The following is a 16920-nucleotide window of genomic DNA, read 5'->3' as shown; positions in this document are numbered from 1 at the left end:
TTCGCCGGCGCCGGTGAAGCGCAGGACTGTCAGGTACGGATCAACGATGCCCGGGTCGCGCCAGTTGCGCGAGATCGTCTCGATGCGTCCGCCATGGAGCATGAGTTCGACCTGCGCGACCTCGATCGTCGCCGGCATCATGTTGCTCTGCGCCTCCCTGATGCAGGCGACGATCTGGCTCTGTGCGAACGCATCGTACTCATCCGGGCGCGGGCCGTAGTAACCCATGCAGTCGATCGCGCTGTGGGTGTGGCTCGATCCGTACAGCAGGTAGTCAATGCCCGCCGCTCGCGCCTCGGCCTGTATCGGCGCCAGCTCCGCGGCGCCGAAGATGAAAGTGTCCGCGCCCACGATGGCGACGGTTTCGTCCTCGTTTGCAATGACCGCGCAGCGCACCTCAAGGGGATCGTGCACGGTTTCGTAGTCAAGCGCCGCGAGCCACTCCGCCTTCGGCGTGATGTCGCGCGACGCGACGCCGACGCGGAACACCGCGGGCTTCCCCGGTGAGGGGGGACTGGGAACCGGTGCAACCGTCACAGACCGCTGTTCCCCGGCCGGCACGCGGGGATGCGCCTGCGGCACGAAGAGCACGGTGCCGATGGTCGCGCCGGTCTTGGCATCCACCCACAAGCGCATGCCGCACTGGATATACTCGTACATCGTCTGCCGCCCCAGACGCAGCTCGTACTCCGGCTCGCCGAGTTGCGACAGAATCTCGTCGCGGCTCGCCAGCCCCGGTTGGGGCGATGCCGTTTCGACCAGCGCGAGCTTCCTCGGCGTGCCGTCAAAAGTCAGCGCGTCTACATGGCCAGCCTGCTGGGAATCGTAGATAACGGTTTCGTCCTTCGCCGGGTCGCCGTACTTCGGCTGGCCGAGGGCCGCGATGACGTCGTCGGGCGTCGCTTCGCCGAGAGCCAGGCCCCTGAACTGCGGCGCCTCCGCGGCCGTCAAGCCCCCTCGCGCGGCGATGGAAACCGCGAGCAGTAGGCAAACGACAAGTATGGGCATTCCACGCATTGCGATCTCCTCCATGAGTCGTCATTCCCCCCGCCGGCATCTGTCGAACTCGCTCAGTGTGAGTTCTCCACAAACTCGGCTCCGGGCCGTCGGTGACACGCGGCCCTGCGCCGTCGCATTACGACAGTCGGGCCGGCTCTCGGCGACCGCGTCAGGTGCTACACGTCGAAGACCATTTCCGCCACCCAGTCGCCGCCGGGCGTATCCGGCGGACGCAGCGCGAAGTTGTGGTAGGTGACGGCCTTGACCACCGCGCCGCGGCGCTCCATCGCATCGGAATAGCGCTGCCCGCGCGCGGCGGCTCGCAGCCGCCACAGTTTTCCCTCGGGTTCCGCGAACTCCCCGACCCGGCGGCAGGTGCGCTCCGGCGACTGCGGGCATTCGACCTGCGCGGAGAACTCACTGAACACGATCTTCTCGGTGTCAAACAGAAACAGCAACTCATCCAGCCACTGGCGGAGCAGATCCTCGCCGTACTGCTCCTCGAGGGTGATGTCGCGCGTTTCCGCGGCGTGCACCGTGCTTAGGTCCACCGCGATGTCGAACATCGCATGCGCCGCCGCCTCGAAGAGTTCGTCGAGCGTCCTGCCGTACGCCGTCGCCGCTTTGTCGGCGGCGTGATCGCGGACCTCGAAGCGATAGCGCGGGTCGGTCATCGCGTTACTCCCGTCGCACCACGAAGCTCCGCGCCTGCGGCATTTCCAGCCGCAGCGTCAGGCTGCCATCAACGACCGGCGCCTCCCAACCGCGCAATTCCTCGCCGTCCACGCCGACCGCTGAGACCTGCGCGCGCTCCCAGTTCAGACCGAGTTCGCGCAGGCGCAGCGTCAGCGTCCCCGCGCGGCCTCGCGGGATGGGCATGACGCGCAGGGCGCCGCCCTCGCGCCGGATGAACACCGTGCCGTCGGCGGCGATCTTGCCGAAGTCCACCAGCTTTCCTTCGCGGTTCATCCGCCGTTCGAATTCCGCCGCGCGATCCGCGATATCCGCTTCCTCGGTCGCGGCAAACGCAACTGCCCCGTCCGGCGCGACCGTTATCTCGCCGAGCACGACCCGGCCGCTGGAATCCAGTTTGCCGCGCAGCGACACTCGTTCGCCGCGGTACAGCCCGATGGCCCACGTGAAGCGCTCGCCCGCCGACTCCGGGACTTCGATCTCGTACGGCCCATCTGTCACCGTCTGACCCGGTTGCCACTGCGAGGTCGGCACCGGCGGCGCGTGATCCTGCTGAAACACGATGCCTTCGCCCGGCCCTGAATCAGTGAAATGCACGAAGACGTGGTGGTCGTAGTCGAGCGCGTCGTTCACCCTCCATTCGTAGGTGACGCGGAAACGGCGGTTGCCCAGCGCCTCGAACGAGGCGACGTTCGGCGTGATGTCCTTCCACGGCGCGACGATGACGCTGCGAGCATCGGCGAAAATGGTCCGGGGCGTTTCGGCGTAATCGCGAAACGTCTCGCCCTGCCGCCAGGAGCAGGCAAGCAGATCGGGTGCCTCGGCGAAAAAGCAGTGCTGCGGGATGCGGTGGTCGCCGACCTGCCAGTCTTGCGCTCGGAAGTTGACCCACACATCGAGGCCCGTATCGTACCGGACATGCACGCGATCGAGCACGCCCGCGGCGACCGCGTCCGAGACATCGAGCATCCGCCCGCCGACCTCGTACTCGACCGCCAGCGCCTTGGCGGCGCCGTACAGCGCCTGCACCGGGCCGACCAGATGGTGCTCCTTGGCCGCATACGTCGGCTCGCGCAGAATCTGATTGGCGATGAATCCCGCGTGGCCGTAGGCGATCTCCATGCTGCGGTACTTGTCCATGCGGTACTGCGGCGGGACGCGGCTGCCCCAGTCCCCGTTGTATCCCTCGCGCAGCCAGCGCTCGTGGTACCCCATGCCGTGATTCACCATCTGCGGGTGGATCTTGAGCAGGTCGAAATCAACCAGCAGCGGTGCGCTTTCGCCGCCCGCGACCTGCGCCTCGGCGCCGTCCACCGCGCCCGCCCAGTAGAAGTGGTTGTTGCCCTCGCCGAACAGCGGCCCGCCGTGTGCCGCGCGCTCGAGGCCGAAGAGACCCAGGTTGGCGTCGTAAACCGTGCGCGCTCGTCCCGCGCCCGGCGCTCCGGCGTCGAAGTCCACGTGGAACCACGGCGGCACGCAGGTGTGCACGTCGAGGTAGGCGGCGGAGGTGTCGTAGCGCGTGTGAATCTCCGACGCGAACTGCCGCGCGTATTTGATCAGCGCGGTCGGCTTCGCGGCGTAGCTCTGAATCTGCACCGCGCCGTTGAACCACGCCTTCTGCATCTCGCCCTGCGCGTCGCGCGCGACATCCGCCTCGTCCCACAGCTCGGAGTTCGGATAGAAGTCAATGTAGTTCTCGTGCAGCGAGAACACGTGGCCCGCCTCGGCCGCGGCGCGAGAGAACTCGCGCAGGGCGTCGTCGCCCCCCAGGCCCGCATTGGCGGGCAGCACGGTTGGGTATTCGTTGTCATATCCGCCGCGCTGCCACACGTGCTTGATGATCGCGGCATTGGTGACGCCGTAGTCCGCGAGGTCGCGGATGAGCTGCGCGTTCTCCGCGAACGCGCCGCCCCAGATATCGAGCATCACGCGCGGCGCGAGTTCGTTTAGATACGGCGACGGCGGCAGCGGGATGTTCGGCAGCACCTCGCGCAGATCCGGCGACACCGTGATGTAGCCAACCTCGCGAATCGGGTTGCGCGAGCCGTCGGTCAGCGCGCCGTAATGTGCCGTCGTGTCGTCCTGGCGCGAGGCATTCGTGTCCACCCAGTCGAGGATCGCGGAGTAGTACAGTCCATTGTGCGGCAGGTAACGCACATCGCCCGCGTCCAGGTACGGCACCGAAATGACGCGCCGCAGCGGCACCGGCCCGAGCGAGCCGAGGGAGAAGTGCTCCGGGCCGGCCGGGCCTTCGACGGCAACCACGAGCGTCTTGCCGGCGATGCGCAGCGAGACCGCGATCGGCACCGCCGCACCCTCGCTTTCGTACTGCCCGCGCACTGCAAGGCCGTCGCCCTCAATGCGCGCCGTGTCCAGCCTCCATGCCATCTCATCCTCGGCCGGCCCGAACCCCTGCGCGACGCGGAACGGCGGGAAGCCCGCCACTCGCACCGCCAGCGTCCCCGGGTCGCAGTCCCCGGACAGCTCGTAGCGCAAGGCGAGGTCCGCGCCGTGGTAGGCGAGGATGTATGTCTCGCCCTCGCGCCGGACCTCGTTCGTGTATTTGTCATCGCAGGTCGGGCGGCAGCCGACATCGGAACGGTTGGCGAGGGCGATCAGATCCGTGTCGCCGACCGCCGCGCGCCACCGCTCGCGGGCGCGCAAGGCGGCACGCACGCGCTCCTGTTCCGACAGCGGACCGCCGACGGTGATCTCCGGTTCGCCCCACAGGGAGAAGTCGAAGCCCGGGTCATCGTTCGGGCCGGGTCCGGTCTCCAGGCGCAGCGTGACGCGTTCCCCCGACCAACGCGAGAGGTCGGCCTCGAAGTCATGCCAGTCCGTTGACTTGCGATGCTCGTCGCAGAGGACGACGGTTTCGCCGCCCGTCCGGAGCAGCGCGCGGAATGTCGCGCCGTCGCTCTCGTCCGTTCTGCCTTGCTGCATCGCGATGGCGAAGGTGAAGACGATGGGCGTCATCTCGGGAAGCTCGAGGTCGTACTCCGCGAACGCGATCCCCGTCCCTCCGCGCCAGGGGCAGTGCAGGAGGATAGTGTGCTTCCCCCCTTGGTTCGGCCACGGCGTGTATGAGATCCCGGACTTCGACTCGAAGTGGCCGACCCAGCCGTCCGGCATCATCGTCACCGGCTCGCCGTGCCGCTGATAGCCGACGCGATACGCGCCAATCTCTTCCAGGCTCGTGACGCCGGGCTGCACTTCCACCGCGTCGCCGCGCAACGCGCAGGCATGTCCGACGACGACGATCAGCGCGACCAGCACGACGACGGTCTTGAGCGGTTCCATCGTGGGGCGTCCTCCGCGAACCACGTTCGCCGGAGTGCGCAGGCGTCCTGCACGGCGCCCCTCGCTTTCCGCCCGCATTCCGAGATGGCGCAGACGCAATCGGGGACGCTCAATAGATCGGTCTCGTCGCGCCGATTGTGTTCGCCAAGTCCACCCACCCCCACAGTCCCATCGGCGTCTGCCGGCTCCGCACACCTACCGCGCCTGAAGCCGACTTCTCTGCCCCCGGCGCAGCTACTCCCGCCCGCCGGACCCTATCGCATCCCGGTCCCGCGCCCCAACAGGAGACTCCTCCTTGTTCCTGCAGTGCTCTGGAAGAAGCGTGCTCGACCCAGCGATTGACACTCGCAGTCGAACCGCGTATTCTGGCCCCAGTTGTGCAGCCCCAAACCTGTGCCGAAGGGGCCATGGGAAAGGCGCTTCATCTCTGAACTATGATGTCGCCGGATTTCCACCAGTGCTCTGTCAATCTTACTCTGATAGATTGGCCTTCCGCGCGGTCAGAGCCTGCCCTGAGCTCGGTCGAAGGGAGACCGCGCGCCCGGCATGAGCATGCCGGGCGCGCCCAGACCTGTCGGGGCGCGAGACGTAGCGACACATCAGAACATGATTGACAGAGCACTAGGTCACCCTCGGAGTTGTTCGATGAAGCCTGGGCACCGACACGCTCAGTGAGGGCGAAGATTTGAAAGTGGTCAGGAGCCTAGTTCTCGGTATCGGGGCTGGCGCCGCCGGGATGGCGCTCTACGAAGTTGCCGACGAGGTCTCTTGGTCTGTCCTGCGTGGCATCCCGGGCTACGGCGCCCCGTACGTACTGGCCGGCAACTGCTTTGCCGGCGCGATCTCGGGCCTCGGGGTAGGCTTGCTGTGGCCTCGCGGCCACGTTATTCTTGCACTCGCAGGGCCTTCCCTCGCTTGGGTTCGCGTGTTTGGTTTCGGGAATACGTGGCACCCTCTCAACTGGGCAGGAACAGTCGTTGCAGTTGCAGGTGCAGCATTAGGCTGGCTGGTCCTGCATCGCATTGGGGCGCGGCGTCATCCCACCATTGGCGAGACCCCACCGTGCGTGGTGCCGGAACTCCACGAGCGATGCACACACGCCGAGGTCGTCGTTAGTTCGTGGAAGCCCTTGCCCAGATGCATAGCTATTGGTCTATGTGTCGGATTCGGGCTTCCGTTTCTGCTAACCGCGGTGCCCTGGGAACCGGCGGCGCTCATAGCAATCCTGCCCATGATGATCCTTGCGGCTGCGGCACCGGAGTCGAACGAGCTCGGATGGGCGGCATTTGGCCTGAACTGGCTTCTCTGGGCCGGACTGGGTGCGCTGGCCGGCTTGAGCTGGGGGTTCATCAGTGGTCATCGGTCCGACTCCGCAAATCGGTAAGGCCGCCGATACGGCCGCGCCACCGTAAGCACGCTGCGCCGATTCCCGGCATTCCCACTTTTCGAGGTCACACCCCACCGCGTGCGGTTTATTGACCTATGCACCTGCAAATGGTAGGATGATGCTGCTATGGCAACCAGCACTAAGGCCAGCCCCGCGAAGAGAAGGCGCAAGCAGTTCCTGGTGGACGCGAACGGCCGACGCACCGGTGTGGTGCTTTCCGTCGAGGAGTACGAGGAACTCGTCGAAGCCGCTGAGCAACTCGACGACATCCGCCATCTGAAGAAGGGCAAGGCGACCGGCAAGCCTGTGCCGCTGGAGGTGGTCGAGTCCCGTCTCCGCTCTCAGGGCAAGCTGCGTTGATGCAGGTTCTCGTTTCGCCGGCCGCAGAGCGCGATATCCGCCGGCTGTCCCCACGCGCAGCCCAACGCATCTTTGCCGCCCTGCGCGCTCTTCGCGACACCCCGCGTCCTCAGGGATCTCTACTACTTCGCAATTACCACCCTCCCACCTGGCGCATCCGAGTTGGCGACTGGCGGATCTTGTACGAAATCAACGATGACGCCGGAGTTGTCCTCATCACCGGTGTGCGCCACCGCAGCAAGGCCTACTGACCCCATCACGTTGCCCCATCTGCCGAACTCTCCCCCATGCCCCCGGCATCGCACCGCAGGTGTGCCGGGGTTCTGATGCGAATACATGGCCGGAGGTCATGCCATGCGCGCGCTAGTGCTGATCGCGATGCTTCTGGCGAGCGCGGCGGCGAGTCGCTCCGCCGCCGACGCGCTCTTCGACGACAACTTCGACGCCTATGCGGCCATCCCCGATGTCGGCGCGAAGTGGGATCTGACCGCCGGGTGGGAAGCGCAATCCGGCGGGCTCGTCTCGCAGGGGAGCGAGCACGCGGTAGCCATCGCCTTCGCTTGTCCCGAGATAACTGCGGGAGAGATCCGGGCGCGGGTGCGCCCTGATGCCCGCGCGCGGCCCGGCGCGTGGGCCGCCGCCGGCCTGATGCTGTACCAGGGGCCGGGGCACTACTGGCGCCTCGCCGTGGTCGAGAGCCCGGCGGGTCAGCATTACTGCGAGCTGGTCGAGCAGTACGGCCCGACGTGGCAGGCGCAGAACACCGGCCGCACCGCGCTCGCGGGGGAGCAAAGCGTAGGCGGAGAATGGGGCTTCGGGCGCGACTACGATCTCCGTATCACCGTTGATGACAAATCCATCCGGGGCGAGGTGCGCGACGGCGGCGAGGTCATCTTCGCGCGCACGTTCAACTTCAGCCCGCACATTCCGGCGGTGCGGTCCGGCCGCGCCGCGCTCGAGGTGGTGGCCATGAATGCGCGCTTCGACGACGTTTCCGCGAGCGGGGAGTCGCTGCATCTGACGCGCCGCGCGGGGGGCACCGTGACCGCCGCGATCCTCTCTCAAACTGGCGGCGAGGAGATCGCGCGTTTGACTGCGGATGCCCTGCGCCAAGCCGGCGTGAAGTCGCAGCCGCTCGACCCGGCGGCTCTCGCCGACGCGAATGTCTTCAACCGGGGCCGCTACGACATCCTCGTCCTCCCGCGCAGCGAGATGATGCCCGGGCCAGCGACGGACAACCTCCTCGCCTTCCTGCGCTCGGGCGGACATCTCATCGCGTTCGGCGGCCCGCCGTTTAAGAACATTCTGTGGCCCTACCACGGGGAATGGAAGAACGCGCAGGATATCCTGGAGCAGATCCGCGCGGAGGTGAGTATCATTGATTTCGCCGGCGCGGACCTGACGCAGTGGGCGCGCGCGACGAGCAATCCGCAGTCATCTGTGAAGCACAAACCGGTCCCCGGTCCCGATGGACACACCGCGCTGGAGGTGCGGATCGGCGACCTCGCGGGCTGGGAGACGTACGCCTCGCCGCCGCTCGACGACCCGTTCCCGGCGGGGCAGAGTGTCACGTGCTTCTGGGCGAGGGGAGGGCCGCGCACCGGCCACCTCGTCGTGGAATGGAACGAGCGCGACGGCTCGCGGTGGATGGCGGCGGTCGAGCTGGCCCAGGAGTGGCGGCACTACGCCCTGCGCGCGGAGGACTTCAGATACTGGCAGGACAGCCCGACAAAGGACCGCGGCGGACCAGGGGATGTCTTTAACCCACAGCAGGCCGAGCGTATTGTGTTCGGGCTGGCGGAGAGCCATTCCCCAATTCCACGCGGCGAGCATGTGTACTGGATCGCGGATATGGGCGCTGCGCCGTCGCCGCTGCCCGGCGCCGCGCCGGAGCCGCCGACGCTGGAGGCGATGAGCCCGTGGTACAAGGTGTACCGAACGGCGCTGCGAGCGGATGCGCACGTGCTTGTACCCGACCCGGAGCAGGCTTGCTTCGCGCCGTTCCCGCCGGCCGGCGTCAGCGGCTCTCTCGTCTCACCGATATGGCGGCAGCGCGGACTGGGAGCAGGCAGCGGGCTTCCGGGCCGCTGGGTGCCGTTGATACGCGCCGCCACGCAGGAGGGCGCTTATCGGGGCGCCGTCGCATCCACGTATGTGGCGATCGCCGCCCCGTACCGCGGCGCGACATGGACCTACATTGGGCTCGACCCGCAGGCGGTGCGCGAGCGCTGGGACATCGTGGGTCCGGTGGTGAGCGGCGTCGCCGACCGGTTGGTCGGCGGACTGCTGCTTGCCAACGGTGGTTCGGATCGATTCTCGTACTTCACCCGGGACGGCGAGCCGCCGCGGCTGGTCGCCGGGGTGATGAACATCGGCGCGCAGGCCGAAGCCGGCCGCGTCCGCTTTGCCGTCACCGATGCGGATGGGCGCGCCGTGCACGAGGACGCGGCGCCGGTCCGCGTCGAGCCGAGGCGCATCCTTCGCGTGTCGAGCGAGTGCCCGACGCTCGCCGCCGGACGGTATCGCGCGGTGTGCGAGTTGCTGCCGGCTGACGGCAGCGGCGCGCCGCTCGACCGTATCGCCCACGAGTTCTCCGTCATCGCGCCGTGCGCGGATCCGCAATTCGTGACCGTTCGCGGCGGCAGTTCGACCGACTCAAGGTCACCGGAAACGCGGGCGGGCACCGATTTCAACCTCGCCGGCAAGAAGTGGTACCCCCACGGCCTCAACTTCTGGCCGCTCTACGTCGCGGGCCTGGAGCGATTCCACTACTGGCTGCACTGGCTGAGCCCGTCGCAATACGATCCCGAGGCGGCCGAGCGCGATCTGATGATGCTCGAATCGCTCGGCGCCAACATGGTGAGCATTCAGTACGGCAACGTTGACCAGGCGCCCGCGCTCAACGATTTCCTCCAGCGCGCGAAGAAGCACGGCGTGTACGTCAACGTCTTCATACCGGGCGCCCATCCCCTGGCGTTCGACGACTCTGTGGTCGAGGAGCTGGTGACCGCGGCGCGCCTGGCTGAGAACGATGCCGTGTTCGCGTATGACCTCGCGTGGGAGCCGCGGCTTGGGCCGGAGGCCGAGCGGCGGCAGTATGAGGATGAATGGGCGAAGTGGATCGAGGAGCGCTACGGCTCCATCGAGGCCGCCGAGCGCGACTGGGAATGCGAAGTCCGGCGGATTGACGGGCGGCCGACCGGTCCCACCGACGCGCAGCTCCGCGAAGACGGGGGCCACCGGCGCATGGTGGCGGCGTACCGCCGCTTCGCCGATGACCTGATTAGCCAGGGCTACGGCCGGGTCACGCGCTTCCTGCGGCGCCTCGACCCGAACCATCTCTTGGGCGCGCGCACCGGCTACGGCGGGACCGGCATGCCCGGCGTCGTGCCGGTGATGGCGTTCGACATGATCTCCGGCGCGGCGCATCTCGATTTCGCGTCGCCCGAAGGCTGGGGGCTGTCGGGGGAATGGAAGAACTTTGAGCGCGCGGGGTTCACGACGCTCTACGGGCGCTGGGCAAGCAACGGCAAGCCCGTGTTCTGGTCCGAGTTCGGCTACACGATCTACCCCGCCACGGTGCCGGAGAAGTACGTGAACCAGGGCGAGGTGTATCGCAATCTCTCCCGCATGGTGCTGCAATCCGGAGCGAGCGGCTCGGCGGGGTGGTGGTATCCGGGCGGGCTGAGAGTGGACGAGAACAGCGACTTCGGCATCATCAACCCCGAGGGCACGCCGCGCGAGGCGGCGGAGGAGCTGCGCCGGTTCTCGCCGCGGATCACCGCCCCGCGCGAGCGCCCGGAGCCCGACATTTGGATCACGATCGACCGCGACCTCGATGTCGAGGGCTACGCCGGGACCTGGGAGCGACACGCCGATGAATATGTCGCCGCGGTGCGCGCCGGGAAGACCGTCGGGCTACGCACCGAGGCGGATGGGATGGACTCGGCCGACGCGCCGCGCGTTGCCGTCGGCGGCACGCCGTTAAACGGCCACAACCCGCCGAAATACCTCAACGCGGAGTTCGGCGAGGTGGTGCTGGTCGGCGCAGCCGACGGCAAGGACGTCGAGGTCACGAATGGCGCGGTAATTGAGGTGCCGGCGGGAAAGCCCCTCACGCTGCGCGCGGAGCTAATCAACACCGGCATCGCGGCGTGGCTCTCACCGCAATCGGTCAAGAGCACACCGGAGCGCAAGGTGAAGGCTGGGCCGGTGTGGAGCTACATTACCTTCAGCGGCGCGAAGGAAACCGTCCAACGTGACGTGATCGGCGGCGATCTTCCACGATACGGCTCGCAGCGCACCGAGTGGATATGGCCCGCCGGCGTCAGCGAGCGCACCGACGTGACGATCCGTCTGAAGGCCGAGGGGGTCTCGTTCTTCGGCCAGCGCCTGCGGTTCACGCTGGCACCGGCGGCCGGGCGGTAGGGGCGGTTCGCGCACCGCCCCGGCGGCGTCATTCAGCCGCGGACTCGTTGCCGGGAGCCTCTTCCCGCCACCACGGATGACATCGGCCTGACGGAATGCGCGGGCTCTGATAATCGTTTGACAGCCAAAGGAGTAATGATGCGCACACCTCTGACATCGCTGTTGGCTGCCGTCATCGTCGTCGCGTGCATCGCCGTCGCACCGTCGGCAGGCGCGCTTGAACTGGAGACGCTGTGGCGCGTGGCTCCCAAGGGCACCGTCCGCTCGTCGCCCACCCTATGGTCACACGAATCGGAGCGAGGGGTGGTGGTGACCACCGAGGGCGGAGCTGTAACGCTGTATGGCGCCGACGGCAAGATCCGGTGGAGCTATGATCGAGAGGACGCAATGTATCACGGGGCGGCCGCGGTGGCGGACCTCGACCTGGACGGCGCACCGGAGACGATCGCCGTCGCCACGAGCGGCGACGCCGTCTGCCTCGACGCCGCGGGCAAGCCGCGCTGGGCCTGGCGGCTTCGCGGCGGCTTCGACTGGTGCAGCCCGCTGATCGCCGACCTGCACGGCGACCAACGGCTCGAGGTCGCCCTTCCCGACGCGCTCGGATACGTCAGCGTGCTGGATTGCGAGGGGCGCCTGCTGTGGCGGTTCGAGGCGCCGGCGGGGATACCAAGTCCCTTGGCCGAGGCGGATCTCGACGGCGACGGCCGCAGCGATCTGCTCGTCCCCTACGACGACGGCGCGCTGTACGCATTGGCATCGGGCGGGCGCGCGCTGTGGCTTCACCGCCAGCCGGGGACGGATCTCTACTGCGCGCCGACCATCGCGGATCTCGACGGCGATGGCCGATACGAGGTGCTGCAGGGATATGGCAGCGGCAGAGTGGTGTGCCTGGACGGTGCGGCGGGGACGGTCGAGTGGGCGGCCGAGACCGGCTCGGGCATAGACTCGGCGGTGTCGGTCGCGGATCTCGATGCGGACGGCACGTTGGAGATCTTCGTCGGCCACCACGAGGACGGCCTGATGTGCCTCAGTTCGACCGGCGAAGTGGTTTTCCAGGAGACGCGCGACCTCGGGCAGTCAGGCTTCGCGGGGGTCATCTCGGCGGCGGCGGTGGCTGATGTGGACGGCGACGGGCGACCGGAGATCGTGTATGGATATCGCCACGGCCCGCTCGTGGTGCTCGACTCCCGTGGCGCCGTTGTGGCCGAGGCGCCGCAGGGCGAGGGCACCAACGCCACCCCCGTGATTGCAGACCTCGACGGCGACGGCCGGCTTGAGATCGTCATCGCATCCATCCGAGAGGTGGTCTGCCTGACCGCGGGCGGCTCGGGACGAGTGCAGTGGGCAAGTTTCCGCAACACGCCGCAGGTGGCCGGCGTCGCGCCGATGACAAGGGCTGCGCGGGCGGCGCGCCGCGAGGAGTCTGCCGGAGTGGTACGCGGCGAGGGTCCAGCGCTGGCGTTCTCCGGCTTCGACGGCGACCAGAGCGTGCTCGTCGTCGGCCCCGTGAAGTCGCCGGGACTGGCGTGGGCGCAGGTGCGCCGTCCGGACGGGGTCACGTATTCCGGGGCACAGCGGTTGAGGGCGGGCGAGTCGTTGACCGTTCGCTTCGAGCCGTACGCCGCAGGCAGGTACACGGCGCAGGCACGCGTGGCGTCGCGCGGGCGGACACGGGCGAACGAGATCTCCAAGGCGATGGCGCCGTTCCCGGAGCACACGCGCGTTGCGCGAGAGGCGGTCGGGGCCGCGTGGGAATCGCTAGAGCGCCTCGACCTGGCACCCGCGAGCGCAGGTGCCGGGCTGCTTGCCAGGCTGTCCTTGCTCGAGGGGATGGCGGCGCGCGTCGAGCAGGCCGCTCGCGTCAAAGGCCCGCAGGCAGCGCGCGAACTGAGCCCTCAAGCCGAGAAGCTGGTTCGCCAAAGTCGCCATCTGGAGCAACTCGCGAAAATCGTTGCCGATCACACCCCCGGCTTTCCGGCCCTGGTGTGGCAGGCGAATCCGTGGCTTCCCTTCGACGAGGCGGCGCTGCCGGCCAGCGACACCGCCGCCGCCGTGGACATTCCGCCGCTGTATCAGGACGAGCGCCGACCGGTCGCGCTGAATCTGCTCAACGTGTCGGAGCGCACGCTGCCGGTGCGAGTGGAGCCGGAAGACCTGACCCGCGGAGACGAAACGCTGCCGTGGCAAGGTCGCCTGGAGATACTCGTATTGCGCTCGGTCGGGTCGCGCTCGGGCGCCGAGGTGTGGGACCCGCTCCCCAAGCTCGGTCCCGACAGGCTGATTGAGATACCAAGCCTCGAAGCGCGGCAGTTGTGGCTGATCCTCGACACCGCCGCGCTGGAACCGGGGCGATACGCTCTACCCCTGAACTTGGTGACCACCGAGCAGCGCCGCCGAGAGAAGCGCATCGCGTTGGAGTTCGAGGTGATGCCGCTGAGCCTCAAGGACGGGCGGCAACTGCGCCTCTGCAATTGGGGGTATTTCTACCAGCCCGGCAATTATCTCAGCCGCTGCCAGGACGAAGCGGTCGCGGATCTCGTCAAGCACGGCACCAACGTCTTCGTGCTGGTCGGCAGCGCGACGCCGGCGGCGCAGTTCGACGCCGACGGTAACATGCTCGGGGAGATCGACTGGTCGGAGCACGACCGCATCGTCGGGATGCTGCAGCCCCACGGGATTCTGCTCTACTGCGGGTACCAGTCGGGCGTTCGAGGGCCATTCCGCGCGCACACCCCGGTGTGGGAGAAGGCGCATGTCACGCTGGTTCGCGAGCTGGTCGAACACCTCGCCGAGATGGGCATCGGCTATGACGACTTCGCCCTCTACCCCGTTGACGAGCCGGGCTTGACGGAGGGGAACGTCCAGGAGTACCTCCGCATGGCGCAAGCCGGGAAGCGCGCCGATCCCAGGGTCAAGGTTTACACCGACCCGGTGGGGCGCATGACCCTCGACAAGCTGCGGGAGGCGGCGCCGTACACCGACATCTGGTGCCCGGGCACCGGATGGGCGATAGACGAACCCGAGCGCGTGGAGTTCATGCTCAGCACCGGCAATCCGGTGTGGTCGTATTCCTGCGGCGACCGCGTGAAGACGGTGTCGCCGACCGACTACTACCGCAAGCCGTCGTGGTACGCGTTTCGCTACGGCCTGACGGGCGTCGGTTTCTGGACCTACTGCACGACGCAGTATCAGCCCTGGCGCGGAGATGAGGAGGGGGAAGGGGAGTATGTCCTGGTCTATCCCGGCGACGAGCCGGTGTCGAGCAAGCGCTGGGAGGCGGCGGCGATGGGAATACAGGACTACGCCGCGCTCGACCTGCTGCGCCAGGCGATCGAGTCGGCAAACGGCACGGTAGAAGACGCGGTCATCGCACAGGCCGAACGCGCGCGCGACGAAGCGGTCAACCGCGTAGTCGAAGCCGAAGCGGAGGAGGCCGCGGCGCGCGCCGTCGCTGCCAAGCGCGGTGAGATTGCGGCCTGGACGCTGCGGCTGCACCGCGCAGCAGACTCCCAGTAATCGCGCGGTGCGCGGCGGCGCTGATCCGGCGCCAACCAGTCGCTCCCGGCGATTGAAGAGGAGGCGGAGGCGCGCGGGCTGAAGACCATGACTGCAAACAAGCAAGCCCTTGACGGGAGGTGGCAATGGCACTGGTCGCGTGCCGCGAATGTGGGCAGTTGATTTCGACGGAGGCCGAGAGCTGTCCTCACTGCGGGTACCCCGGGCCCGCCGGGGAAACGCAGCCCGTCACCGCCCCGGAGGCCGCGCCTCGCGCTGAACCGGCCGTTTCTCCGTTTCGGTCCGGCAATGATCCCAGCCGACTTCCCGAAGTGGCACGCTGGAATTGGGGGGCGTTTCTGCTGACCTGGGCATGGGCGCTCGGCCACCGTCTGTGGCGGCTGGCGGCGTTATTCCTCATCGTCTCCGCGGCCACGGCTTTTCTCGCTCCGTCCACAGGTATCGGCGCTGTCGCGAACATCGTGCCGGTCGCGCTGTCGCTCTACCTCGGCATCAAGGGCAGCGAACTGGCATGGAAGGCGCGGCCCTTTCGCGACGTCGAGCATTTCAGAATCGTGCAGCGGCGATGGGCGTACTGGGGAGTCGGCTTCGCTGTCGCTGTCGTGGTCGCAGTGGCGGCCTTGCTGTGGGTCGGCAAGATGCAGTCAACCCAAGCGACGTACTACTCTCTTCTCGCGGACGGGCCCTCCGCCGACGCGGTGGCGCCGCCTGCGCCGCCACCGCCATCCGCTCCTGGATTCAGCCCGCAGCGGCGGCCGGGGGAACGGGTGTCCCCTGCGCCCGAACTCAACTCGCAGGCGGTGGTGTGGCGCACCCCGACGCCGCCGGCGAACGCGCAGGCCGCGGATGTCTGGGTGAATCCGAGAGATGGGATGGAGATGGTTTACATCGCCCCGGGCGAGTTCGTGATAGGGACCAGCGATGCCGAGATTGACGCCTGGGCAAAGGGGGGTGGCGACCTCAACCGCGAGTGGTTTGAGTGGTTCGACGACGAGCGCCCAGCGCTCAGGCTGCGCGTGAGCGGGTACTGGATCGGGCGAACGGAGGTGACCAACGCGCAGTACCTGCGCTTCGTGCAGGCGACCCGACACCGCACGCCCGACCACTGGGAAGGCGGCACTGTGCCCGCCGGCCTCGAAAACTTCCCCGTCATGATGGTGGATTGGGATGACGCGCGTGCCTACTGCGAGTGGGCCGGGGGCCGGCTGCCCAGGGAATACGAGTGGGAGAAGGCGGCGCGCGGCGGCGACGCGCGGGTATTCCCGTGGGGGGATCAGTGGGACAGCCGGCGGTGCCGCAACTTTGAAGTGGTCACGGGACGGCGCTACTCCTCGGCGCAGGACATGGAGAAAGCGATCGCGGAGTGGATTGACTCCCACGACACGGTGCGCGAGGGCGCGGCGCGGGTCGGCTCCTACCCCTCGGACGCAAGCCCATACGGCTGCAAGGACATGGCGGGCAACGTCATGGAGTGGTGCGCCGACCCGTACGACGAGAAGGCTTACGAGCGCTACGAGAGAGGCGACTTCACGCCGTCCGCCAATGAGCGGGAACGCGTCCTGCGCGGCGGCCCGTGGTGGATGGGCGGCGACCCCAGATATTTCCGCTGCGCCTCGCGCCACCCCCAACCGCGCGGCGCGCAGAACCCGGCCTACGGCTTCCGCTGTGTGCACGACGTCATGCCGAGCCGCTGAAATACGTACAGGGCGAGCATGCCTGTTAGGGAGGTTTGGGATCATTGCGCTGGGAGGATGAGATCGGCAGTTCGCGTTTCACCGACGACGCGCCGGAGCTGAAGTACGCCCCGTCGGTCAAGCAGGGAGACCTGGCCGTCGGCATCTGGGCGGCGTGCGATGTCGTTGACTGGCTCGGCCGGGGCGCGAAGGACCTGCTCGTTTCGTGCTGGGAAGGGTGCTACGAAGGAGGCGCGTACATCTTCCTATCCGACGGGCTCAACCCCGACGGCACGCCAAGGCTGCTGCCGGGTGAGGAACTCCCAGGCGTCTCCGGGTTTGTGAGCGCCGCGCCGTGGGGCCCGGGCCGGATGAACCTGCTCTCTGCGGCGCGGCGGCGGGGCCAGTATCTCCTGTACCCGGACGTCGGAGCCCCCGGCAGGCCACGGATCGGAGAGCCGACGGAAATCCGGAGCAGCGCAGGCCCCATCGCGGTCGGCGAGACTTGTGGCGAGTTCGCCAAGTCCGTGCCGTCGCGCATCATTCCCTTCGACCTCGACGGCG

General features: G+C 67.8%; 9 protein-coding genes. 6 read left to right on the top strand and 3 right to left on the bottom strand.

What is annotated here, in order from left to right; genetic code table 11:
* The 3 genes from JSV65_12510 to JSV65_12500 all read right to left on the bottom strand — a co-directional run.
* A partial coding sequence (locus tag JSV65_12510; protein UCH33391.1) for a hypothetical protein occupies nt 1-1017 on the bottom strand: 1017 nt, incomplete at its 3' end.
* 158 nt (nt 1018-1175) lie between these two features.
* A complete protein-coding gene (locus JSV65_12505; protein UCH33390.1) occupies nt 1176-1673 on the bottom strand; it encodes an archease in 498 nt (165 codons plus the stop codon).
* Between the two features lie 4 nt (nt 1674-1677).
* Nucleotides 1678-4992, bottom strand: a complete 3315-nt coding sequence (locus JSV65_12500) for a hypothetical protein (protein UCH33389.1) — start codon at nt 4990-4992, stop codon at nt 1678-1680.
* Between the two features lie 1513 nt (nt 4993-6505).
* Here JSV65_12500 and JSV65_12495 point away from each other — a divergent pair.
* The 6 genes from JSV65_12495 to JSV65_12470 all read left to right on the top strand — a co-directional run.
* Nucleotides 6506-6739, top strand: a complete 234-nt coding sequence (locus JSV65_12495; protein UCH33388.1) for a hypothetical protein — start codon at nt 6506-6508, stop codon at nt 6737-6739.
* Nucleotides 6739-6990, top strand: a complete 252-nt coding sequence (locus JSV65_12490) for a type II toxin-antitoxin system RelE/ParE family toxin (GenBank protein ID UCH33387.1) — start codon at nt 6739-6741, stop codon at nt 6988-6990. The genes JSV65_12495 and JSV65_12490 overlap by 1 nt, the downstream gene beginning before the upstream one ends.
* Before the next feature lie 103 nt (nt 6991-7093).
* Nucleotides 7094-11167 carry a hypothetical protein gene (locus JSV65_12485; protein ID UCH33386.1) on the top strand — a complete coding sequence of 1358 codons (4074 nt, stop codon included), beginning with the start codon at nt 7094-7096 and terminating at the stop codon, nt 11165-11167.
* Nucleotides 11168-11302: 135 nt separating this feature from the next.
* Complete coding sequence (locus JSV65_12480) at nt 11303-14683, top strand: VCBS repeat-containing protein (GenBank protein UCH33385.1); 3381 nt, start codon at nt 11303-11305, stop codon at nt 14681-14683.
* Nucleotides 14684-14808: 125 nt separating this feature from the next.
* On the top strand, nt 14809-16377 hold the full coding sequence (locus JSV65_12475; GenBank protein ID UCH33384.1) for an SUMF1/EgtB/PvdO family nonheme iron enzyme: 1569 nt from the start codon (nt 14809-14811) through the stop codon (nt 16375-16377).
* A gap of 44 nt (nt 16378-16421) precedes the next feature.
* Nucleotides 16422-16920: hypothetical protein (locus tag JSV65_12470; protein ID UCH33383.1), on the top strand; the 499-nt coding region annotated here is incomplete at its 3' end.

The sequence above is a fragment of the Armatimonadota bacterium genome, assembly GCA_020354555.1.
GTDB lineage: Bacteria > Armatimonadota > Hebobacteria.
Note: the sequence above shows the minus strand (reverse complement) of the source record. Positions and strands in the feature narration are given on the sequence as shown.